Here is a 25,904-nt window from a genome sequence, read left to right on the forward strand (position 1 = left end):
CTGATATTTTGAATAAAGTTAGTTGTTTATATTCATTACCTCCAATATACATAAATAGTTTTGAGGTCGAGAGTTTAACGAGTTATATTTCTAGGCTAGCTGTGAAACACTCATTAAGTGCGGGGATGTCCAATAAATGAAGCGACGGGAGTCGTACAAGCACAGTTTTGCTTCTGTCCTAGTATTAGTCCTTATAATTAGTTTAGCATCGAATTTTGCACAGCTTTCATACAAATGCGTTTATAGCTAAATTGCCCTCAAAATTAACTGTGCAGGTGAAGTTGCAAAGGAAGTTATTAATACTTTAGAACTGCTGACACCTCGATGGGGGATAGTAATATGTACGATACCATAACAACAGAGTTTGGTTTTAACGAATATAAAGATGAAGTTAGTACATTTTATTCTTTGGAACCAAGGGGACGGAATAGTTATTTGATTGAATGTTTAACAAGCTATATAACAAGGTTGGCATCAGTTCATAATGTTTCTACTGGTAGACTGTTAATATTTATAAATCAATTAAATGTGATTTCTCCACTCACCAGTAGCAGGAAAAATCCCGTTGAACTAGGAAAGCAGTTGAATGGCGTAGGAAGTGCATCCAAAGACTATTGTATGATTTTAAATAATCTTACTTTGCAGCAAGATCTCACCGAATTAACATTGATTCCATGGGTTGGAGTTAGAGCATCGCGGTTACTTCGAAAGTCTAGGGCTTGGTGTCCACTATGTTTAAGCGAATGGAAGAACCAACATAAAACGATTTATGAGCCTTTAATTTGGTCCATGAAACATGTCACATTTTGTCCAAAACATAATATTCGTTTGCATGAACAATGTATTCACTGTAAGTCTGATGTGTCATTTTTAGTATCAAACAACAGGGTAGGTCGATGCACAAAATGTTATAGATGGTTGGGGGAAGGGGGGCTTTTAAAAACCGAGCCAATCTCTGAATGGGAACGCTGGATAGTAAACAATATTGTATATTTAATGGATAAGATAACACAAAATAAACTCTCTATTAATAGAGACACTGTTGAGCAAATTATAAACTCAATCACGAACGATGGTTTTAAAGGCAATATTTCCGAGGCTGCAAGGAAAATGGGATTTGGCACAATTCTTTATAGTCAATGGAAAAATGGTTATGCATCCACCCCTCTGGAAGCAATATTAAAAATGGCTTACTACGTTGACACACCGGTCACAGAATTAATGGCAAATAATTATAAGTTTAACAAGGATAATTTTAACGTCTCTGCCACAGATATAAGTATTACAAAGAAAAAACGAGATGAGGCATCGTTTCTAGCGGCAAGAAATAAACTTCGGGTAATTATTGATGAAAATGAATTTCCCCCACCCAGTGTATGTGAGGTTGGTAGAAGATTAAAGCTCCATACAAGTTTTTTATATAGACACGCTGGCAATGAATGCAAAATTATTTCAGACAGGTACATGAGTTATAAAAGTGAAATGAGTTCTCGCAGATTATCACAATTACATTCAGATCTGAAGATGATCATTGAGACGAAGTGGAAAAAAGATGGGCAAATTCCAGGTGATCGGTACATACAAAAAAAATTACAAGGTCCATATTATCACGAAGAGGTCAAACATATAGTAGAAAAAGTGAAACAAGAACTAAATTTAATATAAACTGACATAAATTTATTTGGATTTGACCCCCGTAGTGAGACAGGGATGAAAACACCTTTCAAGTCTAAGCAACCTGTCGTCGGAATTGAATGCGAAATTAGTTATAGTAGTGAATGTAGTCTCGAACGATCTAAACAACGATTGCCGTCGTTGTACAGATAAATAAATCCTTCGAGAAAGAACGTATCAAACTTCAGCGTGGAATAACACGATTCGTTTGGGGCACTATCAGAGGGCGTACCCTTACGGGACAGGCTCATGGTAATGCCTTTCGTTTTACAGCATCATGGTACGCCCGGGATGTGTACACACTGCCTTGAACACCTAGTATTAGCTAAAGGTCGGTGGACCACTTTTACATACGGCAACAATATGACTGATTGCTCCTCGATATCGCGTCTAAAACTCTTGTATATTGCTTTATTCACGGCAAAATTATTACTGATTCTACGGCAAATATATGGCTGATGTCACATTTTTTGCTTTTATAGTCCTAAATTGTAGACAAAATGTAGACATACACAATTTTATTCTCGCCTTTTTTATAAAATTGTAGACCGATTGTCTACAATGAGGATGCACATTACCTCGCACGGTGGACGTAGACATATAGATTGAAGAAAGAAAATTCTGTTTACTAAAATCACCCAATAATATAAGATGGGTAGGAAAACTACTTAAAAAATAGTAATAGATTAGATTACTACTGCCGAATATATGCCATTTTAGCATGCCAATTACTATCATGTTTAAAATCAACACACTTATCTGTTTGGCGGGTAAATTAGTTGAATTATTTAGATAATCCTCAAAATGCCAAAGGTTACAAGAATAGCAGCTAACCCCTCTGTCAAATTATTTTTTGTTTCTACATTTCCTTTAGCTATAATATTAGCGTGCTAAAGACGTGTTACAGAGTTTTATTAATGTAAATTGGGGATTTGGAAAATCTGTTACAATAAAGAAAGAAAATAAAAGAAGAAGCCCGAGTCATAGTTCGGCAGAGATGATACTCCGCTACTCCAAGCCCACCGAAGATGATAATCAGAGAGCTGAGTGGCACTTATTAGAACACTTTGCACGAGCTTACAAGGTTTATCATTCATTAATCAGACCCAACCCAGTACCGAATGATTTATTTTTATTGTAGTGTCGGTTTTTACCACATTTTTTCCATACCAATTTCTTCTGACTTATTTGTACGTACCATGAAAATTAAGGTTGAAATTTATGTAACTTCAATTTATCAACTATGGTAGGTATAACAGGAAGATAGATTACTAGTTATTGATTGTAGGGAAATTTAAGTGTATAGTAGAGAAAGTAAATTGGAAAAACACACCACTTGAAACATTAAAATTACTGAAGGTGTTTTATGAGAGAGTTTATTGGGTATCATTGTAATGAGGCTAATGTAATCTCAAGTGCAGTAAAAAACGGCATTTATAATACCAGTGAAGGTCACTCACACTGGTTAGGAAATGGTACATATTACTTTGAGGAAGAACCAGATGGATTACAACACGCAAAGACGTGGGGGAGAAGAAAAAAACGACCTAAAATAATAAGTAACAAAATTAAAGTGGATGATCCCTATTTAGTTGATTTAGAAAAAAATGAACACAAAATTAGGATAAATAATTTGAAAAGAATATCAATTAAGCAAATTCTTGAACTAGCAAATTGGACACCGAATGATGGTTACATTGATGGCGTCTTTTTTAACATGTGGGATAGGATATTTCCTCTTACACCCATTCACGTAATTAGAAAATGGGAATATTATGTTGAAGATATTGATTACGAACTTAAAATTAGGTCTAGAATGGATAATGCCATAGTATTATGTGTTAGAGAAAAGGAATGCATAGTTAAACCCCCTATTTCTGTTGTATCTTAAATCTAAATAAAAAGGTGATTATTATGTGGGATGAAAAGGTGCTGATGGAACAGTTAGATGCATATTTCGAGACAGCAACCAAAGAACAACTCATGAAGGACTTAGAGGAAACAGGTTGTCTGGAGTTTATGCACGAAGTCAGGAATGAATTGCCTTACAATGACCATATTCACGATTTTAATTATAATATCAGTGGTGAAGTTATTGCTAATGAAGTTAAAACTAAAATTGGATTACAAGTGTTTCAAAAAAATATTACTTTTAGCAATATGACTTACAATAATAATAATATCTCAAAGCAAGATAATACTTATAAAAATATTTCTAATTTTTTTGAGTATCAAATCGGAGCGTGACAATGGAAAAAGAGATTGTACCTAGTAGTTTTACTTTTGATGAGTATATTATCAATAAATCAAATTTTGAAGTAAATCAAGATTTTATGCAGACAGATAACATAAATCTTGATTTTAAACTTAATACAGACTTTCAAGTAAATGAAGAAAATGATAGAGCACTTATTATTTTAATATGTGAAGTATTTAATGGATTTAAAGAAAAAAATTATCCATTTAATTTATATATTGAGATAGTAGGAAAGTTTTCATTAAACGGTGAAGTTGATGTGGAATTCGCTAATTTATGTAAAGTAAATGGTACAGCAATCTTATTTCCATATCTACGTGCATACATAAGTTTCGTAACTTCTATGTCAGGAATGCCAAATTTAATTCTACCAACTGTAAATGTTTTGAAAATGTTGGAAGAACAATAATACTTTCTGAAATAATTAAATAGAAGGACGAGTTCTCATTTACTCGTTCTTCTATTTAATTATTTATATTCACTTGTATATTGTCCCGTCCTTCTTCATATGTAAAGTCGAGTGCCAGTTTCATTAGAACGGGTACTTATTGACAGGGTTAACAAGGAAAATAAAGGTTTATATTCCAACTATATTGGCCAATCAAAGAAAGTAGATGCCATGAGTCAGGTTCTTCGAAAAATTTAATTATTATCAAAAAAATTGGTTGAAATCCGTGGTATTAGAACATTGTTTTTATTTAGAACTGCACAAATTCCTGTCCGAATTCTATAGACATATTGTAGACAAACACAATAAAACGAACATATATTCAACTAATGCAAGATATAATGAAAACATACAAAGGCTTGTGGGATAAGGGCAAATAGGTATTATATAATGCATGAGGAGACAAATTAAAAATATTGATTTCAGGAGTTCGACTTCCCTCGCCTTCATACAGTAAAGACACTGACCAATTTAGGTCAGTGCCTTTTTTAAAAGATAAGAAAGTATAAATTTTTAGGTCCCGAATGTGGACCTCTTTGCATTTTTGGTTAATAGAATAATATGGAGACAAATATCCTGAAGCAGATTCTATTCGACAAAAATGGGCACTGGGATGCCTTCATAAGCAAACATGGCAAAAAGATTCGACCAGTCGTGGTGCGTGAAGTGGAGAAGTTCCGAAAGTGTGGGGATCCACGGAATGGGTTCAAACTGCTGGTATGCGAAGGATGCCATGACATGAGACGGGTGCCTTACCGGTGTAAGGGGGGCCTGAGAAGGCAAGTTTCATTTTTAAACAAGCTGCATAAAACTTGAATAACACGTAGATTGACTCATTCGCAGGATTTTAAAAAGAAAGCACGGAGAACCTGCCCGAAAAGGGCTTAGACCCGTCCGCTAAACGCAATCGGTCTCCACACCTTGGATAGGTATGACGATGGATGTAAGGGCTTAGACCCGTAGAGCCATGGGATGGTAAACTTCCAGGGTATTCGTGGAATATGCGTGCAGAGGAGTAAGATTTAGAGGAAAGGCTTTTATGGTTCCTCTATTCCCGCACGCTCGGCTCGGAGTCTTCTTTTTTATGGATAAAGACGCCATGTTCACAAAAGATTTTGTACATTTGTCCTGTTTACTCAACTACCGGGCAGTTTAGTGGAGTAAATTTGGGCGGACAGTTTTAATAAAAAAAACTTTATGAGTGGTAATTAACACTAATATGTTGAGCTTTCCATTCAGAGATAGCTTTACTTATTTCTGCATCACGATATTTATCATTGGGTCTAGGTATGGTTGGAGAAACCTCATAAACGTTCAAACGCAATTTTAACATTGAACTTGCAATGTTACGTCTCATTCCAATTCTGTTCACCTTGCACCACCACCTTTACATTAAGTATACATTAATTAGCTGCTTAGATCGACTAATAGATCATCCCTTTAAGACATTCAGATAAATTCTTTTTCTTTGAGAAAAGTAGTGTTTTGTCCATTTGTCCTATCTAAGTTTAGTATTCAACTGGTTCTTCTTCATCAAGACATTTCATAATACCTAAAGTTTATTGTAAACTGGACATTCTAAATGTTTGAAAAATATGTTTTAGACAGAACCGCATAAATAAAAGAGTTGCAGTTCAGTAAGTGAAGTATTGGATTACAACTCTTTATATGGAGCTAACGTTACCCGTTAGCTGGAAAATTGCGCTTGTGGCAAGGATATGCTTAATTAATGTTCATTTGGCGGAAATATGGTTGATTATTATTTGATACATGTATGAAATCGCTTATAGAAACATTGGTTTTAGGCAAAAATATGCCTTATTAATTGGCATGAATATGGTTGAAGTCACATTTTCCCATTTATGGCCGAAATTGTAGCCATTTTGTAGCCAACAGTATTTTTGCCCCTCATTTTAGAACTAGTCTTGTAGCCATTTTGGCTACAGTCCGACGTATGGCATAACTTTTTGCGCCATGTTACGATGAAAATGAGGTAGGGAATTCCCCTACGAAAAATACTTTTGCTCTAGATAGGGGTTCCGGTTTAGTGTCCGGATACTTCCGGAATCGCCGTCCGGATCAGCCGGAATACGCACCCCATAGATATATCTTTTTTAAATCATCTGTTCCAATGCGTCTTATTTGTTCATAAAGTTGTAATTTTGGAGAAATTCTTTTTGACAAAAGATCGATGACATAATCATCTCCCTTCTGAAAATCATGTTTTGCTTTGTTTACAGCTGTGCTCCACTCCTCTCCCTCGACTAAATAAGTTAATAAAAGGGAACCATAAATAGAAGCTGAAAGACTGTTCACTTTCCACAAATTCCCTATTACTGACTGATTTTGATTTGCAAGAGTTGGACCAAATCCTATAAAGCCCATCCCATCATACCTAACGGGGGAGCAACCGCTTTGGCAAGCGTTGAGCACTAATAATCGCCTTTTGTCCAATGGTGGAATCTTCTCGATTAAAGTTTTTAGTGAAGTTTCATAGTAATCATCTAAAACTATCTTTGAATTTGGCGCATCATCATAATTAAACATTCCGTGGCTGATAACCCAAATTAAATCATAACTTGGATCTGCATATTCTTCGAGAAACTTATAGCTATCCTCTAACTTCAGCAAACGTTAACACTGACGGTAACAATATTGATTTGTGGATCAATAGGTGTTCCTTACATATTTAGTCATATTTAATAACATTAATGAATATTATTTATGTAACGAATTTTATTTAAATGTAATATAATATTACATTTAAATGTCAAAATTATTGACAGTTGAACTTTGGGTGATTTAAAATAACTGTATATACCAATCTTTCATAATTTAATAGTTATTTAAATATTAATTGAAGTGGTCTGACCTTAATAACTTAATATCAGTATAGGTGTAACTTGATTTTGAAATACCCCTTTATTTGGATGTTCACCCATTTGTTATCAATATTTACTGGATCGCTCTACTAAAGTCTGCCCGTGTTAATGGGCATTCGAAATTCAGGTTTATGATAAACGAGGAGGATACTATAGATGAAAAGAAAATACGCTTTGCATCGTATGACTGGGAAAGAGATCGAAGAAAATTATTAGTGGAGGTTTAAAATGTTAAAAACATCAAAATGGACAATCTATTTAACTGTACTAATCTCTATTTTATTAGCGTTAGCAGGATGTACAAACTCAAACAGCACTCAAAACAGCAGTCAACAGCCGGCGGCAACTGCCGGCAGCACACCTAAGGCTGGAGGAACATTAAACATTGCTTTATCTGCGGATCCTACGACATTTGATCCTAGTTTTTCAACCGCATTTTTCGATAGACAACCCTATCAAAATATTTACGATAAATTGGTAGATAGAGATGCTTCAGGGAAAATTGTTCCGATGCTGGTAGAGAAGTGGAGTATCTCCGATGATAATAAAACCTATACATTTAATTTGCGGCAAGGTGTCAAATTTCACGATGGAACCGATTTTAATGCCGAGGCTGTCAAGTTTACCTTTGAACGTAACATGGAAAAATCTTCAGGACGGAAGAGCGAGATGGCCGTTGTCAGCAAAGTAACCGTTGTTGATCCCAATACGGTGCAAATAGAACTCAAACAGCCGTTTTCAGCGTTTCTTTCCAGTTTAACTGATCGTTCCGGTATGATCGTATCTCCAGATGCCGTTAAAAAATATGGAAAAGATTTTGCAACCCACCCAGTAGGTACAGGACCGTTTATGTTTAAAGAATCCACCCGCGGTTCTACATTTGTATTGGATAAAAACCCAAATTACTGGAAAAAAGGTTTTCCAAAGCTCGATCAAGTTGTCTATAAGATTTTTCCGGATCCCAATATTGCATTAGTCAATCTAAAGAGCGGGGCAGTCGATATGATTACCGTGTTTCCTACTAAGGAAATTGCAAATATGAAAAACGATCCTAAATTTCAAGTAATTAATGTAGCGGGTCAAGGATTTGTCGGATTTGAAGTGAATACGACTAAACCACCCTTTAATAAGGTGGAATTGCGTCAAGCCGTAGACCTATTGATTGATCGGAATGCAATAGTCGATGTGGTGCTGAATGGCACCGGTATTCCTGCGCATTCACCTTTTGTCCCCTCCCATTTTGCTTATGGAGACAGCGATAAAGCTTTACAGCCAAATCTGGAAAAAGCAAAAGAACTGCTGAAAACGGCAGGAGTGCCAGGTGGATTCACATTCACAATGAAGTATGTCCAAACTCCTATGAATCAGCAGCTTGGGCAAATGATTCAGAGTATGCTGAAACCCGCCGGTATAATAGTAAATCTAGAATCAACGGATTCCGCCGCAAATAATGATAATCTTAATAATAGAAATTTTGAGGCGATCATTTCAGTATGGAGCGGACGGTCAGACCCGGACCAAAATATATATGATTTCTTTAGAACTGGGGGGGTATTAAATCGTTCCACTTACAGTAACCAAGAAGTTGACAAACTTCTGGATGAGGCGCGATTAGTAGTGGATGAAGGAAAGCGAAAGTTGATTTACGACAAAGCCATGAAAATCATCAATGAAGAGCTGCCATTTGTGTTTCTATATCACCCTAATAATACAATAGGATATTCTAAATCTATACAAGGTTTCAAATATATATCCGACGGGTTGATTCGCGCAGTTGACTTGAGCAAGAATTAGGGGTGACTCAAGACCATAATATCTTTATACGTTATGAAGTGGTTTTAATTATTTAATTATAATAGGAGGCTAAACAATGGCGAGTCACCATTTTCAACCCGAGCATTACCACAACACAATGGGGGAGCATCAACCTGTACTCAAAATTGCCGACGGCGATACTGTCGTGACAACCACCGTGGATGCCAGAGGCTGGGATCACAGGGGGGAAAGCGTAGCCACGCGCGGCAATCCGATGACGGGGCCATTCTATGTGGAAGGTGCGCAGCCTGGTGATACCCTTGCTATACAGCTCGAGTCGATAAAGCCCAACCGTGATTGGGGGTGGACGCGCAATATACTGGCGCCAAATGTCGTCGATCCGCAGGTTGCAGTAGATTTGCCACCATATGAGTTGACACGGTGGTCTGTGAATGCTCAGCAAGATTCGATTATTCTGGAAAAGCCCACACCCGGTCTGGCCAAATTAAAGCTGCAAGTACGTCCGTTTCTGGGCTCCTTTGGTGTGGCGCCTCCAAAGGGACAGATCATTTCAACGGGTACCAGTGGAGAATACGGCGGGAATATGGATTATAAAGGACTTGTATCCGGCGTTACCGTCTATTTTCCGGTTTTTTCAGAAGGAGCGCTCTTCCATCTCGGTGATGGGCACGCTGCTCAAGGTGATGGAGAAATTGTGGGTACCGGTGTGGAAATTTCGTTGGATGTTCGTTTCACCGCTCGGGTTCTGAAAGGGAAAACGATCGGTTGGCCGAGAGGTGAATCCAAGACGCATTTGTTTTGCATCGGCAACGCCAGGCCGTTGGATCAAGCGCTGCAGCATGCAACGACAGAAATGCTGACATTGCTTAAGGAAGATTACGGCTTATCGGCTACGGAAGCGAGCCTGCTTATGGGTCAGGCCGTCGAATACGAGGTGGCCAATACGTTCAACCCCGCTTATAGCGTCGTTTGTAAAATTTCAAAAACCGTATTATCCATGTTGGAATAACGGTTTGAAAAAAGCATAAGCTTTAGGTCATCTATGCTGCAGTTTGGGCTACCAATCTGACCATATAATATAATAAACAACATTGGTTGCTGAACCGGTTAGCCGAACTTGTAGATGAAGGGAAAATTCGTACTGATGTCACTGAGAGAATATCTCCGATTAATGCGACAAATTTTAAACATGCCCATGCTAAAATAGAATCCGGAAAAACAATTGGAAAAATTGTTCTTGAACATTTTGAATAAGCCAGACGAAAAAAAGCGTTCGATGGATTTATCCTCTCGAACGTTTTTTTGTTTTGTTTACAGGTATTGCACTACAATAGCATCTTGGGTTCGTTCAAGAAGATGAAATATGATATTTACTAAATTTGCGACTTTTCGTTGAACTAACGGAAACGAGGGAGTTCAATAACTAAATCAAGAGGCAGCCGCGGGATCAAGTGGCTGCCTTTGCACACCTAACGGGCAGGATGTTTTCTTTGCCGTGGCGGCGAGGGATGATATTATATTCTTATTTTATGACAAATGTATGTCAAACGCCCCCGAAAAAATAAAAAATTACTAGAATGGAACTACCCTTAAATATCAAATTAGTTTTGTCGAAATAAATAGTGCAAGAAAAAAATTCTAATTTAAAAAAGGATGATGAAATCATGAAAAGCTATTGGCAACCGCAGCAGCACTCTTTGTGTACCAGCTTTCGTTGCTCAAAACAACGGCAGTATCAACATTAAAGGCAACAACGACAACTAATGTTTCACATTTGAACAATACTTCTACCATGACAAAGGAGCGAGCTCATTGAAAGGAAAATCATCTGTTCACATAGTTGCGTTTTATTTTTCGCTAGAAGAACTCCACCGAGGGGCTATCCGTGAAGCGTTCCGTATTGAAGGGGCATTTGAAATCAAAACGGTAGAGGTATATTTATGATCCGGAGCGCGCTCGTAAGGCTGATTTTGCTTGTCCTTCTGGCCGCTCCGGCGAGTGCTGGGTTCGTCCTTCCGGCCAAAGCTTCCGGAGCGGACCCTGCGCCAAACTGGCGGCTGATCGAGCCTGCCTACCCGACAGCCGATACGTTCGTCGCCGCTTATTCCGTGAAGGATTTCGGGGCATCCGGCGACGGCGTCACCGACGTCACCAGCATTTTTCAAAAGCTGCTGGATGCGCTGGGCCGTTTGGGGGGCGGAACGCTGTTCGTGCCGGAAGGGCGCTACGCCATCCATGGAACGCTGCTCATTCCGAAGGGAGTCACGCTGCGCGGCGAGTGGAGCAAGCCGGTCAAGGGGGAAGCCGTAAAAGGCACCATCTTGATGGCATACGCCGGCAGGGGCGATGAGGAAGGTACGCCATTCATTACGATGGAGCCTTCATCGGCTGTCCGCGATCTCGCTTTCTGGTATCCCGAGCAGTTGCCGGATCAAATCACTCCGTATCCACCGACAATCATGTTCGGCAGACCCCATTATTTCGGCAACGATTTTTGCAATGCGAAGAACATTACGTTCGTCAACTCGTATACCGGAATCATGATTTCCCGAGTGAACGGCGGGTCGAGCCCGGTCCTGAACGAGATTTACGGAACCCCTTTATCGCGAGGGGTCGAGATCGACAATATCGCAGATGTCGGACGTCTGGAGCATATTAGCTTTTCGCCGGACTATTGGCCAGGCTCGGGGTTGCCCGGCGCCCCAGCGGCCGACGGCGCATTCAAACAGTGGATCTTCAATCATGGCACGGGCATCGTCATGAGGCGCAACGATTGGTCGTATACGAGCTATGTATCCATCGAAGGATACATGACGGGATTCCACGTAGCCCCTTCGATAGCCAGACCGGGCTCGAAACCGAACGGCCAAAATTACGCGTTGGATTTCAATATTTGCAAGACGGCCATCTACTTCGAAGCGGTCAGCACCGCTGGAATCATGTTCACTCAGGTTCATATTGCGGGCGCAGAAAACGGAGTTCTGGTCGGTCCCGGAGCCGTGGGAGCGATTCAATTAGACGCGTTCGATATCCAAGCGACGGACCATGCGATCGTGGCCGATCCGTCCTCAAAGTCGCAGGTTTTTATCAATCAAAGCACAATCAGGCAGGGCATGGTCGATATCGAGGGCGGCACCTTGGACGCGTTGGATTCGGATTTCGACAACGCGGCGCCGCAAATCCGTTTGGGCCCGGAAGCGAGAGGGATTATTGCCGGTAATCGGTTCAAGAAACCGGTTCAAATCGACAATAGTTCCCGCTATATATCGGCTATTAATCATACGGCGACCCAAGCGAAAAAGCTGCCCGCCTTTCCCGAGATGAAAGTACGGACGCACAAACCGCAGCGAATGGCGATGTATGTCGCGACCGGAGCGCCGTTTTACGCCAAAAACGACGGGTCCGCCGACAATACGGCAGCCCTGCAGGCAGCGCTCGACCAAGCGGGTTCGGACGGCGGGGGCATCGTGTTCCTTCCTCCGGGCAAATATAAAGTCCTCGGCCATCTCAAAGTTCCGACAGGAGTCGAATTAAAAGGCGCGGTTGACAACAGCACGGTTCCGACCGGTGTCGGTAGCATCATCGAAGTCTATGCCGATAAAGGAAAACCGTCGGAGAGTCCGTTCCTGAAGCTTTCCGCCGGAAGCGGCCTTCGCGGAATAACGTTCGATTACCCGGAGCAAGCGGCGGACCTGCTCCCCAATCCGGCCGCTTATCCCTACCTGATTCAAGTGAAGGGCAGCGACGTTTATATCGCGAACGTCGGCATGCGCGCCGCATACAACGGCATCGATATGTTCACTTATCGGACCGACCAACACGATCTGGATTTCGTGACCGGACACGCGTTTCATAACGGGATCAAGGTTGGCGGCGGTTCGACAGGCGGCATAATCAGCAATCTTCACTTTAATCCGATTGTGTATGCCAACGGCAGCGAATCGAAATTCGGGGGCTGGCCGAACTCGCCGAAGAAGGACAATAAGCCAGTATACGATTACGGGTACAATAACCTGGATTTTCTGGTGCTGGGCGATGTCCGGAACGAGATTCTCTACAACGATTTCCATTACGGCTCCGCACGCGGTGTCGTGTTTGAACGGGAAAATGGAACCGGTCCCTCGGGGATCAGCCTCGGACTCGGCGTAGACGGTGCCAAGCAGTCCATGGACATCGAAGCGACAGGAGCAGGAGGATTCGATTTCATCAATTCCCAGATCGTCTCGATCGGCGGGGGGCCGGACACGAGATATATCAAGACGGGTCCGAACTTTCAGGAAGAGGTGTCCTTTTACAGCTCGGACTATTGGGGAGGCCCGGCTTACGGTGTAGACCTGCAGAACGGCAAGATCAACTTCCGGCTTGCTCATTTCCGTAACCCGGGGCTGGAAGGCTTTGCTGTGTTGGATAAAGGCTCACTCAGTCTGGAGAGCTCCAGCTTAGGTAAGACAAAGGCGCTCTTAAACAGCGGAGCGGAACCGCGATTGTCCGTCAGGTCGTCGATTGCGGATGCGGTGGGGATCGACTGGAAGAATACGGCCTTGTGGCAGTATAACCTGACAAACTATGCCATCAGTGATATTTCTGGACACTGGGCGGAAGCGAATATCAATCAAGCGGTAAGCACCGAAATCGTCAGCGGCTATCCGGACGGCACGTTCAAGCCGGATCAAACCGTAAACCGGGCAGAATTTGCAGTCATGCTGATGAATGCGCTTGGACCGCATGGAGATGGCGCGGCACGGACGTTCACTGATAAGGCGAAAATCGGCTCCTGGGCGCAGAAATCGGTCGCGCAGGCCGTGTATGCAGGTATTATAAGTGGCTATGAGGACGGCACGTTCCGTCCGGATACCGAAATCACACGCCCGGAAATGGCTGTGATGATCGCGAGGGCCTTGGGCCAATCTAGCGCAGCGGCTTCGGCAACGGGCTTTGCGGACGATAAGGACATTCCGGACTGGGCGAAAGGCGCAGTGGCAGCCATGAAAAAGCAGGGCATTATCGATGGCAAAGGCGCGAACCAATTTGCTTCTGGCGATCAAACGACAAGAGCAGAGGCAGTAACCGTGCTACTGAAAATGCAGGAGCACAAGGGCAAGTAAATGAAACTCTCACAAGGCTCCCTTGCTGCATTAGGGCAGCCCCTTATTTTTCTTCCTCGCATCCCATCCCACATCGTTTTGTTGGAGAATGTGCAATCGATCAAGACAAGCGAGGGGATACGGGCGGAGGATGGAACGTCGGCCAGATCGTCGCGGGAGAGTGGCTGGAATGGCAAGAAATACCGCTGCAGGGCACTGTAACGATGAAGGTGCGAGTGGCGACACCCAACAGTGGGAAGCGGATGCGATTTGTTATCGACGGTGCAGCTGGCCCGACAGTCACGCTGCCTAACACAGGTGGCTGGCAGACTTACCAAACGGTTAACGCTGGCACATTCAGTTTTCCAAACGGAACATATCATACAGTTCGAATTGAAATGATCGACGGCGATTTCAATTTGAATTATTGGACGAATTGATTAGAGGTGGGGTGGGTTTTTTCTGATTGTTTGGGCTACTAATAAAAAGGGTTCAAGTGCTTTGTGGGTTCCAAACTGAGGTAAACTGCTCCAATAACGAATAACTATAGCTCAATGAACCACAGGTAGGCTGCCGCGAAGCTGATCGGCAGCCTTCGCTGCGCTCCCATGAAAATTAAATCTGCAGTCACTGAAAAAGACAATAGTAAATAAGACGCAGCTCATTCATTTTTTAAAAGGGTGCAGCGCCCGAGAATAAAGAATATTGGTATCTTAGGAGGCTTCTGTAATTGTCACGGTATAACCTAAGTTTTCTAACCGTCGAACTGCGTACTTTACAATAGATTGTTGCTTCTGTTTGTCAAAGTAATTTTCACCTAAGTCTACATACATTTCCTTACGAGTTAAGAGATAGAAGGCAATTCTTAACATAGCATGGGCCACATTTATTGCCGCTCGTTTTTTTCCTTTTCGTGCTGCTATTGGCAATCCATTCCGAATCCTTGACATCTGTTTTACGTCCAGGTAGTGCTTTCATATGCTGAGCATTCACCACTAAAAATTCAATGCCTTCAGCTTCAAGTAAATTAACAATAGGCTTCCAAAATACTCCTGTGCTTTCCATAGCAACGTGAGTACATTCATGTTGTTTAATCCAATCAATCAATTGTAATAGAAACACAGTTTTAGTTGAAAACGTTTGAATCTCCTTTCCCTCAGACGTTAGAATACATGCCGTAATGTTATCCTTATGAATATCCATACCGCATGCTCGTTCAATGACAACTTCCATCTTAAGAACATCCTCTCTATGGCTAAATCAGAGTAGAGGCTGGTGCAACAATCAGAGTAGGATTAATCTCCCATGAGTGCTTCCCAAAAGGGAGCGACAATCTGTGATGCACGTGGTCGTTGGAGTCAGACTAACGGATGGGCTCTAAGGCACCATAGCGGATCGACCTTCCTCTCCCAGCCATAGTAGCAGTATTGACGGATTCTTCGACACATTTTCATCATCTGTGGTGCGGCGCTTGCGCTGCATGTATGGCTAACGGGCAGTTATGCGAAAGATGTAATTGCAAATCCACAGACAGTATTCTCCAAAAAAATGGATACGATTGTTATATTGTAGGCTATTATACATTGTTGTTTTTCGTACATTTTATCGAAAAAGATAAAAGGGAAATTTCGACTATTTCAGGAATATAAATAACCAATTGACAATTTGGGGGTTGGCAAAATCGATTAACGGAAAACAATAGCTCAATAAAGGACTTCTGTAATTAGGGGGGATAAAATGTTTGGTATTCTAATTTGTGTATTTGGTTTTATAATTGGTTCACTTATTTTGTTCTGGATCATCCGTAGTGCAATTAATGATTCCAATCTTAACACTCATTTACAAGAGTTAAAGAACGAACTTGTAGAATTAAAACAAGAATTGAAATCATTAAAAAAATAATGAGGTAAGGGACGTTCTGATACTGGATCAGTGCGCCGATTTTTCTTTATCTAAACGATAATTAAGCTAACGGAGAACGATAGTTGAATAACAGAAATAAGCAGGCCAAGACTGTATTGTTCCAGTTTTGGACTGCTTTTTGTGATGCTCCCTCAAGAATACATTGAATACATGTAAACAATGTGCAGATCATTATATTTCAATGGGTTTTCACACGCTCGTTTAGATAACGTTAATTTGTTGGCGGTACCCCATGCCCATCAAGTTAAAATTTTCGAATACCCCCAAAACGAAAAAAAAGCCATCCTTTATTTACAAAAAGAATAGCTTTTTTTCGTTTTGGGGGTGTATTAATTTCTTAGCTTGATGGCTATGGGGTATCTGCATGTGGACGGCTATCCAGGCTACCACAAAGTCGCTGGTGTTACACTAGTCGGATGCTGGGCACATGCCCGGCGCAAATATGACGAAGCGTTAAAAGCGTCGCCGGAGAAGAAGGGGCAATCGGACACGGCGGCGGGTCAGGGGCTGACGTATTGCAATGCGCTCTTCGCCATTGAACGCGACTTGAAGGATGCCACGCCGGAAGAACGGCATGCCGTAAGGCAAGAACGAAGCCTTCCGGTATTGGAGGCTTATTCGAAATGGCTCCATCAGCAGCGATCGCGAACGCTGCCGAAAAGTTTAGTTGGACAAGCGATCGCCTACAGTTTGAATCAGTGGGAGAAGCTCACCGCTTTTCTGAAGGATGGAAGGCTTGAGATCGATAACAATCGCAGCGAGAGGTCGATCAAGCCGTTTGTCATTGGGAGAAAAAACTGGCTGTTTGCTAACACGCCAAGAGGCGCGAAGGCCAGTGCAGCGATCTACAGTATCATCGAGACGGCGAAGGAAAATGGACTGCATCCGTTTAAGTACCTCATGCATCTTTTCGAGAAATTGCCGCAGCTCGAGGATCCCCGTGATCCGAAGTCGCTGGAGCCGTTTTTGCCTTGGTCATCGTCTATTCCACTGATGTGCCGTGTCTTTACTTCGTGATAAGTCTATAACAGCCCCAGTACAATGATAGGCCTGGGGCTATTGACGTTTACTTTGAAACTGACCACATGCGAGTGTAACAACTCCATGTGGTTTTCATTTTGGTTAAAGAAAAATCGCCTTGGAGAACGATCAAAGAATCATTTGAATAAGACAACGAAAAAGCCCATCCTCGCGGCGGATGAGCTTTTTTTATTTTCCCAATAACCGTCCCACCGTTCCGTTAAGACGCGGCCGGTTTGATGATGATCTTGTTAAAGTTGTTGGCGAAAAAGTGGACGAAGGCCATCGTTTCGGCCATGGCGCCCATGGCGTTGCTCGTGGACGTCAGCAGCGCGACCGTTTGCTGGCCGTTCGTGGCGTACGCGGTAAATTTGGAGTTCGCGGGCAAGCCCCGAACGTCGACGATGATTTCGTCGATGCCCGGCATTGCGCGTACCTGGGCATGTCCGGCTCCCGTCGTGCCCTGCACGTCAAGGGTGAGGTACACGTTTTTCTGATTCAGGCCTTGCGAGCTGAGCCCCGTGCTGCTGCCGGGATCGGGGCGGGCGACGTAGACGAGCGCCATCGGGGATTGCCCGATCGGCAACGTATGGATGACTTTCATCGTTTTCGTGTCGATGACGTCCATCGCGTCGGCATATTGCAATGCGACGTAAATGCGGGTGTTGTCCGGACTCGGCCAAATGCCATGCGGACCCCCGCCGGAGTTGTTGATGCGCGTCACGAGCGTCGGCGGGCCGCCGTTTGGCGAACGACGGTAAACGAGCGTCTGGTTCAAGTCGCCGACCGTAACGTACGCATAATTAATGCCGTTAACCGTGACGAAGTTCGGATGATTGGTTCGCGGCCCCGTGTCCATTACGGCTTCGACTTTGAACGTTTTGGCGTTTACGACCGTAGTCGTTTTGCCGTTGATCGGCATGCCGAGCCAAATTTCCTTGCCGTCCGGGGAAACGGCCATGTCCGAGGATCCGCCGGCGTCGGTCGGAATCGCGACGTGCTGAATGATCCGGCGTTTGGCCACGTCGACGACGTCGAGCGCGTCGGCGCGCAAGTGGTTGACATAGGCTAGCTTGCCATCCGGGCTGAACAAGATTTTCGAAGGCCCGTCCTCCGATACGATGTGATCGACGACGCGATTTTGACGCCAATCGACGATTGCAATGGTGTCCATGCCGCGTTCCGCAACCCACAGTTCGCGTCCGTCGGGGGAGAAAAAGCCTTCATGCGGCGCTCTCCCCAAGTAAACGGTGCTCAAAATTTTGTTCGTGGCGGTATCGAAAACGTACACGGAGTTGGTTGTCACGTTGATGACGCAGAGGTAGCGTCCGTCGCGGGAAAACCCGAGGCCGTGAACGTTGATTTCGCCGTGATACATCGCGCCCAGAACATCCATGGTCGTGTCCATACGAACGCTGCCGAGCGGAATCGTGCCGAGCACCGTGTTCGTTTTCGGATTTACGACGGTGACCGTGTTGGAGTCTTGGTCGGCGGTGTACACGCGGTCGTTATCCGAGATGGGCTGCGCGCCCGGCAGCGCCGGGGCTTGGATCGGCGCTTTTTTCGGATAGGCGGCGGCTGAAGACGCCGCACCGAAGCTAATCGCGATCGTCAACGTGAGCGCAAATGCTTTGCGGGTGAAAATCATGCGTAAATCCCCCTACTTTTGCGGCGGTTTGTTTTTTTGAATGGGCGAATAGACTGTAGATATTGATAAGCTTTCCAAGACAGAAGCGCGTTATGCAAATATTAACAGCACCCCTCGTGCGGGCTTTTCGTTGGCTTGCATCATGCGGGCGCGTTGAGTCCAACATCGTACAAGGAAACCGCGGGCCGCAAGCTGAAAACGTCGTGAAGCGGTAAGGAACGCCAATATACCTCGAACGTCATCGTTCGGGGCATATTTTATCCGGACCGAGGAATCAAGCGGAAAGGAAGGGCCGGTTTATGTATCACTCGAAAAAAAAAGACCGCTGAAAGAAATCGATCAAACTGAGCCCGCATAAAAAAATCCCACCCTGACCATCCGGTCAAAGGTGGGATCGCATCAATCGTCAGCCGTCGATGCCGTTTAAATACCGTTCGACGTCGCTCGCGGCCATGCAACCGGAGCCTACGGCGCTGGCAATTTGGCCGTAGCGGGCGTCCTGCACGTCGCCGCAGGCGAAGATGCCGTCGATTTCCGTTTCCGTCGTGCCGGGCTTGACCAGCAAATGGCCTCGCTTGCTGACGGGAAGCTGCCCTTCGAGGAACGCCGTGTTCGGCGTGCTTCCGATCACGACGTATATACGTTCCGCCGGAATCGTTTCTTCCGCGCCTGTACGGTGGTTTTGCACCTTCAGGCCCGCGACGCGCCCCTCGTCGTTCAATACTTCAAGCGGCGTCGCGTCCAGCATCCATTTGATTTTGCCGGATTGCTGGGCGCGGTCTTGCATGCCTTTGGAAGCCCGAAGCTCGCTTCGGCGATGAACAATCGTCACCTCGGTGGCGTAACGGGTCAAATACAGCGCATCTTCGAGCGCGGAATCGCCGCCGACGACGACGATGACTTTTTTATCGGTCGCGTAATAGCTGCTGCAAGTGGCGCAAGTGCTTACGCCGCGCCCGAAGTTTGCTTCTTCGCCGGGAATGCCCAGCGTTTTGAAGGAAGCGCCGGTCGCGATCACGATCGATTCAGCTTCAATTGAATCGTGGCCCTCGATATGAATGCGGAGCCGAAGTTGAACGGGGCGAACTTGTTGCTCTTCCATGGCAAATTCCGGACTTGCACGTGTATACACAGATGTTATGGCATAAAGACAAGTGGCTTTCACCAATCATATTATCTTTCATAGAAGCAGCAAGGGAAGTTATCGCTATAGAGGAGGAGAATAAAACCGTTTAGCCTATTCAGCGATAGGAAAACACCTATTCACCTGCGGGCTATTTGACCCTCGATCCGCAACTGTTGGAGGACAAGAACATGTATCGTTAACCGAAAAGGACAAGAACATACGATTAAGCTAACGGAAACGATTGTACAGTAACGGTGCTGCGGCAGCCCGAAACCTGTGAACCACGGATAGCAATAAAGCCGGTTATCCTTATCGTGGTGAAAACCGGCTGTTTTTGTGTCCAAATCCCCTTAACGTTGTAAATCCGCGGTAATCCAAAGATGAGTCGCGGTTAATGCCGCGGCTTTTTTTCTTCTCGATTATCGACAAATGTTTTGATGAAATACAATAAAGATATGTCAAAAGTATTACAAATTGACCGAAAAAAAATAAATAATAGTATCAATGAACACAGACAATCTAGTTAAAATTAAAGATTTGCTGAACTAACGGAAATGTTCAATAAAAATAACGCAGGGCTACCGAACGAATGGGTAGCCCTGTTACATTAAAGCATGAACAAAAAGTACCTAAGTTGAAGCAAGGCCGCCCGCCATAAGGCGGTCCATAGTGGTGCAAAGCGCCGCCAACGCGATTGCTTGATCTTACGCTTACGGAAAGTCTCACTCGTAAACATTAAAGTAAAGGCAGACCGCAATTGCGGTGTGTTTTTCATATCAACGGGCAGAATACTTCAATAAAGAGATCAGATGCATTCAGCAATCTATAAGAAATTAAAGCAGAATGAATATGTTAAAATAAATAAAAAATTATCAGAAAATTGGAGGAATAATTATGACAAAGACAAATCAAAACATCGTTCCGCATTTATGGTATGACAAGGAGGCGAATGAAGCTGCAGAGTTTTATGCTTCCATATTCCCGGACTCAAAAATTACGAATATAACAACACTCCACGACACACCATCAGGTGACTCCGATGTAGTCTCTTTTGAGTTGTGGGGGCAGAAGTTCATGGCAATCAGCGCAGGGCCTTTGTTTAAGTTCAATCCGTCGGTGTCTTTCATAGTTAATTTTGACCCATCGCGAGAAAAAGACGCGAGAGAAAAAATAAATGAGGTTTGGAACAAATTGTCCGAAGGTGGCACAGCGTTAATGCCACTTGATAAGTATCCGTTCAGTGAAAGGTATGGCTGGATTCAGGATAAGTATGGTTTGTCGTGGCAGTTAATCTTTACCAATACAGAAGGTGAAGAGCGGCCTACGATAGTGCCGTCGCTAATGTTTGTCGGTGATAAATGCGGCAAAGCGGAAGAGGCGATTAATTTTTATTTATCCGTATTTAAGAACTCAAAGCAGGGCCTTATTGCCCGCTACCCTCAAGGCATGGAACCTGACAAAGAAGGAACAATCATGTTTTCTGATTTCATGCTTGAGAATCAGTGGTTTGCTGCAATGGACAGCGCGAGAGAGCATAAATTCAGTTTCAACGAGGCAATCTCATTTATGGTATATTGCGACAAACAAAAAGAGATTGATTACTACTGGGATAAGCTCACTGCGGTTCCTGATGCCGAGCAATGCGGCTGGCTGAAAGATAAGTATGGACTGTCCTGGCAAATTGTACCGAGAGAGATGAACGAGACTATGAGCAAGGGTACACCGGAGCAAATTGCGCGCGTAACTAAGGCATTTCTTAAAATGAAGAAATTTGATCTTGCGGAGTTAGAGAAAGCATACAAAGGATAATGAAAATACAGCCCGCGACTTGGTTGCATGGAAGCCCTGACTTAAGTAAAACTAAATTTTCCATTGATAAAAGAGATCTTTACATCAAAATGTTGTTGAACTATCGTGTACTATAGTAATAAAAGCATGAAATGTATTTAAAGAATTTAGGAGGCATTAGTGATGCTAAGATGCTCATGGTGTATGAAAAAAATCAAAGAAGATAAACCCTGCTACGGTTTAAATGTCAAGTTTGCTTCGGGGGTTGATTTTGACGAGAAAGATGGAAAGATAATATCCTTACATTTAAAAACTAGAAATACAAGTGTTCCTTTAATAGTTGTGGCCGAAGATTCAGAAGCAAAAAGAAATGGACAGGATGGGATCTTTGCAATTTGTAGTGAGAACTGTGGGACTAAGATGAAAGCAACAATTACAAAAGAATTAGAGCTATTTTCAGGTGAAAGCAGTATGATACGTTTATAAAAAACCTTTCAATGTGATTTAGCTATTTATAATCAGAACTTGCTGTAAAATCGGGAACTCTTTATAAGAGTAATAATTAAATAATTACTTTGGTCTGGTTCAAGCGACTCTAAACATTAAACTAACAGATCGATAATTGAACAAACAACACAGATAGGCTGCCGCAAATTAATCCGGTAGCCTATTCAGCTAACGGGCAGGATTTTTGAATGACTTTCACGAATATCCTGAATTCATGCTATATATTAATAATTAAAACCGATAAGTGAGGGGATTTCATGGAGAAGAACTTTATTGATTTAAGTCATACCATTGAAGATGGATTAATTACTTATAAGGGCCTCCCTGCTGAGGGACGCATTCCTGCAGCTGATTCCACCCCTCTCATATAATTCAGAAAAGACGCTAACCCATCAAGATCATGATTAAACCTAAAGATCTTCCCATGAGGTACTCCACGGTCTAAAAAAGCTTGTGCATGGCTCTCTCCCTTTGATACATCCAAACCAATGACTGGATTCATGACATCACTCCTGTAGTATTTTCACCGGCAACCCCTAACCTTTTTGTCTTCCACACTATCGCATGTGATACGGGATTCATATCCCAACCAGCCTAACCATGGTTTAACAAGTAGGGGGGATGAACTGAATAGCTCTCGGGATCCAAGTCCCACGGGCAGAAACGTTCGATCCCCGGCTACCGCTATCTTACGACCTTACAAAAAAGAGGTCGACCAGAAAGATCTGGTGACCTCATAATACGAACGGGCAGGATAGTTTAAAAAGGGTCACAAAAATAAACTTTTTCATTTGAAGGATAAATTAGTTTTTCTAGAGTATTTTATTAGAAACATTTTTTGCTCATTCAAGAACTAACCAAAGGGGAAGGTTTGTTTGATAAAACTAATAAAGTATGATGATCTTGCATTATTTAAGAAAGATGTGATCTCTTTCTTAGAACAATATGAAGCTGAAAACAATTTAGTATTAGGTGTCTTGCAATCTTTAAGTGAAAAAGATGAAAGTCCTCTTTTTATGGCTACTGCAATAAAAGACAACGAGATAGGGTTGGTCTTACTACAAACACATCCTCGTGAAATAATCTTATCAAAATCTGTTTCTTTTACATCTAAGGAAATACACGTTATAGGAGAAAAGTTGAATAACACAATTCGAGAAATACCTGGATTTATAGGTGAAAAGAAATTAACTACTGAACTAGCTATGTATATTTCGAACGTAAAAGGGATTCAAGCAAGTGTTTTTATGGACCAAAAAATTTATAAACTAGAAAAAGTCGAGAAAAAAACAAATACAAATGGAAAGCTTCGGAGAATTATAGAAAAGGATCATCACACAATAAAAGAGTGGGTGTATCAGTTTTGTAATGAAACTAACCAATCTATAAGTATAGAAGAAGCAGATAGTAAAGCTAAAGTAATGATTAATAAAGGAAACTTAGTTGCGTGGGAAGTGAACGGAGAATTGGTTTCCATGGCTTATGCTACACGTCCAACCCAAAATAATATTACAATCAGCTATGTTTACACCCCGATTAGCGAAAGAAAAAAGGGATATGCCTCTGATTGTGTTTCAGCTTTCACTCAATTCTTGTTAGATCGTGGTTATAAAACAACAAGTTTATACACTGATCTCAGTAATCCTACTTCCAATAAAATTTATATTCAAATTGGATATGAAGCGATAATGGATTCAATCGTTATCCTTTTTAAATGAAAGTATTGAAAAATCGAATTTTGTGTCCCACTTCAATGTAGTTTGAAAACCTTCGCTAGTGACCATCAAAATAAAGTAAAGTATTAAACTGGATGGGGCGTTAAGCTAACGGGCAGATTTGTTCAATAATATCTCAGTTAATTTAATTAGTCTTATGGTATCATCTAGGTAAAACTCCCAAGGAGTGAACCAATGAGTAGTGATTTAATTGTTGAAGCTCTTGGATTTGGAGTTGGAGGGAAGTGTTCGAATGATCATGAATTCACAACGACCTTGGCCAGTCCCAAGTGGTTCTTGGATCATAAAGCAAAGTTGGCGAGATCTTTTATTTTTGCATTACCCCGTCAAGGTAGAATCTCTTAGACATCATGTTCCCATTGGTTTAGAAATTGATACTTATAATGAATCTGCTTGGATTAGTGTTGTGCCTTTTTGGATGAGTGGAATTCGGTTTAGGGGAACTCCATCCGTACCTTATTTATCGAATTTTCCAGAACTAAACGTCAGAACTTATGTGAAAGTAGGAAATAAACCTGGAGTTTTTTTCTTTAGTTTAGATGCAGAGAGTGCGTTTGGGGTTTTCTTTGGCAGAAGAATCTATAAATTACCTTATTTCTTTTCACATATACATATCGCTCGCGAGGCGGATAATAAACAATTCTATGAAAGCATTAGAAAAGAGAAGAGAGTTACATTTAAGGGAAGCTATAAACCAATATCGGAAGTTTACCACGCAGAACAAGGAACCTTAGATTATTGGTTAGTTGAAAGGTATTGTTTATACAGTGAGGATCGTAATCGGGTATTTATTTCTGAAATTAATCATCAACCGTGGATTTTCAGGATGTGGAGTATGAGATTAGCGATAATTCGATGCTTAAAGCATATGAAATTGATTTACCAGAACCATTTTGTGCTCACTATTGTAAAAGGATAGATGTACATGTATGGCCACTGAAAAGAGTAAAGTTATAAAATTAGAGCGTCATCTCTTGATGTTTCGTTACGCTAACGGATAACTATAGCACTACAACGATAAGCTTAAAAAAGGAGCAATTTAACGATGTACGAACATCTCGTTGTATTCAAGTTCAATACTAATGTCACGCCAGCCAAGCAACAGGAATTACTGGATCAATTGCTCACGTTTCGGGATCGTATCCCCGGGATATTTGATATAAGTGCAGGTATCAACGTAACTGAAGAAACGGAAAATATCAAGGGCTACACGCTCGGATTGCGGGTTACATTCGAAGACCTTGCATCGCTGCGTTCATATGGTCCGCATCCTGTTCATCAGGAATTTGTTAAATCGCTGGATGGTATACTGGAAAATGTTATTGTAGTTGATTACCCAAAGGTTTAAGCAATCAGTACGAGGCTGCCGGAATAGATCAGTAGCTTCGTTGCGAACGGGCAGTATAGTGTGGTGGCAGCTTATTATGCTACGTTTGCATTTGTTGAAATAATGGGCTAAGAGTTTAAGAAGGATTTACCAATTTTCCAATGAATACTTATAGAAATAATGCAATTGGAGGGATAGAATGCTGTGTCCTTTAAATGGAACTTTTCCAACTGACAAAAAAATTGCTGGCGTACACAGCATACCAATTACCGAAGATGGCTCAATTGTTATGGTCTGGGATAAGAATGAAAAGGCGATCACTACAGTCGGTGGGAGGATAGAAGTTAATGAGGATATTGATACTGCTTTAAATCGTGAGACAATTGAAGAAGCCGGTCTTATTTTAGAGTCTAAGAGAGTACCGATTGCTGCTTGGTACTGGGAGAGTACGGATTCATACACTGTTTTTGTTATGGCAAGAGTAAAGGATTATGTAATCATGCCGGAAGGTTTTGAGACAACTGGAAAAGTGACCATGAATTTTGAAACAGCTCGCCAAATCATATCAAAAATTGAAGGGGACGGCTTTCGAGTTGAATTACTAGAGATGGCTGAATCGGTCTATGAACAGTTATTCAAAAGTTGATTTTGTTACGAGGGACGGATAACGATAGCTCCACAACAAGCAGGCTGCCGATGATAACTCGG

Annotated in this window: 21 protein-coding genes and 6 pseudogenes; 20 read left to right on the forward strand and 7 right to left on the reverse strand. The window is 42.4% G+C overall.

Features of this window, described 5'->3' with window-relative positions; translation table 11 throughout:
* Nucleotides 1–339 precede the first annotated feature (339 nt).
* Nucleotides 340–1,665 (forward strand): TniQ family protein, encoded by a 1,326-nt coding sequence (locus BLV33_RS19265; RefSeq protein WP_171909203.1) that lies wholly within the window; start codon nt 340–342, stop codon nt 1,663–1,665.
* Between the two features lie 133 nt (nt 1,666–1,798).
* Here the strand turns inward: BLV33_RS19265 and BLV33_RS30175 are convergent.
* Nucleotides 1,799–1,984, reverse strand: a pseudogene (locus BLV33_RS30175) (IS3 family transposase); the annotation flags it as partial.
* Between the two features lie 1,056 nt (nt 1,985–3,040).
* Between BLV33_RS30175 and BLV33_RS19270 the strand changes: the two are divergent.
* The 4 genes from BLV33_RS19270 (at nt 3,041) to BLV33_RS19285 (ending at nt 5,195) form a co-directional block, all read left to right on the forward strand.
* Nucleotides 3,041–3,565 carry a hypothetical protein gene (locus BLV33_RS19270; RefSeq protein WP_090795267.1) on the forward strand — a complete coding sequence of 175 codons (525 nt, stop codon included), beginning with the start codon at nt 3,041–3,043 and terminating at the stop codon, nt 3,563–3,565.
* Nucleotides 3,566–3,588: 23 nt separating this feature from the next.
* Nucleotides 3,589–3,921: a hypothetical protein gene (locus tag BLV33_RS19275; protein ID WP_090795271.1), complete on the forward strand. Its 333-nt coding sequence runs from the start codon at nt 3,589–3,591 to the stop codon at nt 3,919–3,921.
* Between the two features lie 2 nt (nt 3,922–3,923).
* Entirely contained in the window at nt 3,924–4,340 is a 417-nt protein-coding gene (locus BLV33_RS19280) for a protein-export chaperone SecB (protein ID WP_090795275.1), read from the forward strand.
* Between the two features lie 600 nt (nt 4,341–4,940).
* A complete protein-coding gene (locus BLV33_RS19285) occupies nt 4,941–5,195 on the forward strand; it encodes a transposase zinc-binding domain-containing protein (RefSeq protein ID WP_253187111.1) in 255 nt (84 codons plus the stop codon).
* 379 nt (nt 5,196–5,574) lie between these two features.
* Here BLV33_RS19285 and BLV33_RS29415 read toward each other — a convergent pair whose 3' ends face one another.
* Together BLV33_RS29415 and BLV33_RS19290 are read right to left on the reverse strand one after the other, a co-directional pair.
* The gene (locus BLV33_RS29415) at nt 5,575–5,751 is read right to left on the reverse strand and encodes a hypothetical protein (protein WP_171909204.1); all 177 of its coding nucleotides are present in this window, start codon (nt 5,749–5,751) and stop codon (nt 5,575–5,577) included.
* Between the two features lie 707 nt (nt 5,752–6,458).
* Nucleotides 6,459–7,010, reverse strand: coding sequence for a CHAT domain-containing protein (locus tag BLV33_RS19290; RefSeq protein ID WP_090795278.1), 552 nt, complete (start codon nt 7,008–7,010; stop codon nt 6,459–6,461).
* Nucleotides 7,011–7,489: 479 nt separating this feature from the next.
* Between BLV33_RS19290 and BLV33_RS19300 the strand changes: the two genes are divergently transcribed.
* From BLV33_RS19300 to BLV33_RS29425, 7 genes and pseudogenes are all read left to right on the forward strand, one after another.
* Complete coding sequence (locus tag BLV33_RS19300; protein WP_090795283.1) at nt 7,490–9,055, forward strand: ABC transporter substrate-binding protein; 1,566 nt, start codon at nt 7,490–7,492, stop codon at nt 9,053–9,055.
* A 76-nt stretch (nt 9,056–9,131) separates the two neighbouring features.
* Nucleotides 9,132–10,046: an acetamidase/formamidase family protein gene (locus BLV33_RS19305; protein ID WP_090795286.1), complete on the forward strand. Its 915-nt coding sequence runs from the start codon at nt 9,132–9,134 to the stop codon at nt 10,044–10,046.
* A 74-nt stretch (nt 10,047–10,120) separates the two neighbouring features.
* Nucleotides 10,121–10,291: pseudogene (locus BLV33_RS19310) on the forward strand (zinc-binding dehydrogenase); the annotation flags it as partial.
* A gap of 558 nt (nt 10,292–10,849) precedes the next feature.
* Nucleotides 10,850–10,981, forward strand: coding sequence for a hypothetical protein (locus BLV33_RS30490; protein ID WP_290439058.1), 132 nt, complete (start codon nt 10,850–10,852; stop codon nt 10,979–10,981).
* Nucleotides 10,978–14,142 (forward strand): S-layer homology domain-containing protein, encoded by a 3,165-nt coding sequence (locus BLV33_RS19315; protein ID WP_090795289.1) that lies wholly within the window; start codon nt 10,978–10,980, stop codon nt 14,140–14,142. The genes BLV33_RS30490 and BLV33_RS19315 overlap by 4 nt, the downstream gene beginning before the upstream one ends.
* Nucleotides 14,143–14,343: a hypothetical protein gene (locus tag BLV33_RS29420; RefSeq protein ID WP_171909205.1), complete on the forward strand. Its 201-nt coding sequence runs from the start codon at nt 14,143–14,145 to the stop codon at nt 14,341–14,343.
* Nucleotides 14,289–14,561, forward strand: a complete 273-nt coding sequence (locus BLV33_RS29425) for a carbohydrate-binding domain-containing protein (protein WP_253187255.1) — start codon at nt 14,289–14,291, stop codon at nt 14,559–14,561. The genes BLV33_RS29420 and BLV33_RS29425 overlap by 55 nt, the downstream gene beginning before the upstream one ends.
* A gap of 481 nt (nt 14,562–15,042) precedes the next feature.
* Here BLV33_RS29425 and BLV33_RS29710 read toward each other — a convergent pair.
* A pseudogene (locus BLV33_RS29710) lies at nt 15,043–15,354 on the reverse strand (IS110 family transposase); the annotation flags it as partial.
* A gap of 1,044 nt (nt 15,355–16,398) precedes the next feature.
* Between BLV33_RS29710 and BLV33_RS19330 the strand changes: the two are divergent.
* Nucleotides 16,399–17,061 (forward strand): annotated as a pseudogene (locus BLV33_RS19330) (IS66 family transposase); the annotation flags it as partial.
* A 223-nt stretch (nt 17,062–17,284) separates the two neighbouring features.
* Here BLV33_RS19330 and BLV33_RS19335 read toward each other — a convergent pair.
* Both BLV33_RS19335 and BLV33_RS19340 read right to left on the reverse strand, forming a co-directional pair.
* Complete coding sequence (locus tag BLV33_RS19335) at nt 17,285–18,712, reverse strand: YncE family protein (protein WP_090795295.1); 1,428 nt, start codon at nt 18,710–18,712, stop codon at nt 17,285–17,287.
* A 406-nt stretch (nt 18,713–19,118) separates the two neighbouring features.
* Nucleotides 19,119–19,814, reverse strand: coding sequence for an NAD(P)/FAD-dependent oxidoreductase (locus BLV33_RS19340; RefSeq protein WP_090799062.1), 696 nt, complete (start codon nt 19,812–19,814; stop codon nt 19,119–19,121).
* On the opposite strand from BLV33_RS19340, the pseudogene BLV33_RS30180 reads away from it, so the two are divergent.
* The 3 genes and pseudogenes from BLV33_RS30180 to BLV33_RS19355 form a co-directional block, all read left to right on the forward strand.
* Nucleotides 19,778–19,948: pseudogene (locus BLV33_RS30180) on the forward strand (LysR family transcriptional regulator); the annotation flags it as partial. The gene BLV33_RS19340 and the pseudogene BLV33_RS30180 overlap by 37 nt on opposite strands.
* Before the next feature lie 784 nt (nt 19,949–20,732).
* On the forward strand, nt 20,733–21,647 hold the full coding sequence (locus BLV33_RS19350; protein WP_090795298.1) for a VOC family protein: 915 nt from the start codon (nt 20,733–20,735) through the stop codon (nt 21,645–21,647).
* Nucleotides 21,648–21,830: 183 nt separating this feature from the next.
* Nucleotides 21,831–22,112, forward strand: coding sequence for a hypothetical protein (locus BLV33_RS19355; protein WP_253187112.1), 282 nt, complete (start codon nt 21,831–21,833; stop codon nt 22,110–22,112).
* 349 nt (nt 22,113–22,461) lie between these two features.
* On the opposite strand, the pseudogene BLV33_RS30185 reads toward BLV33_RS19355, so the two are convergent.
* Nucleotides 22,462–22,635, reverse strand: a pseudogene (locus BLV33_RS30185) (IS110 family transposase); the annotation flags it as partial.
* Nucleotides 22,636–23,008: 373 nt separating this feature from the next.
* Between BLV33_RS30185 and BLV33_RS19365 the strand changes: the two are divergent.
* From BLV33_RS19365 to BLV33_RS19380, 4 genes are all read left to right on the forward strand, one after another.
* A complete protein-coding gene (locus BLV33_RS19365) occupies nt 23,009–23,851 on the forward strand; it encodes a GNAT family N-acetyltransferase (protein WP_090795308.1) in 843 nt (280 codons plus the stop codon).
* A gap of 250 nt (nt 23,852–24,101) precedes the next feature.
* Complete coding sequence (locus BLV33_RS19370; RefSeq protein WP_090795311.1) at nt 24,102–24,788, forward strand: YqjF family protein; 687 nt, start codon at nt 24,102–24,104, stop codon at nt 24,786–24,788.
* Nucleotides 24,789–24,914: 126 nt separating this feature from the next.
* On the forward strand, nt 24,915–25,217 hold the full coding sequence (locus tag BLV33_RS19375; RefSeq protein ID WP_090795315.1) for a Dabb family protein: 303 nt from the start codon (nt 24,915–24,917) through the stop codon (nt 25,215–25,217).
* A 178-nt stretch (nt 25,218–25,395) separates the two neighbouring features.
* Entirely contained in the window at nt 25,396–25,842 is a 447-nt protein-coding gene (locus BLV33_RS19380; RefSeq protein ID WP_090795318.1) for an NUDIX hydrolase, read from the forward strand.
* Nucleotides 25,843–25,904 lie beyond the last annotated feature (62 nt).

The organism is Paenibacillus sp. GP183 (assembly GCF_900104695.1).
Lineage (GTDB): Bacteria > Bacillota > Bacilli > Paenibacillales > NBRC-103111 > Paenibacillus_AI.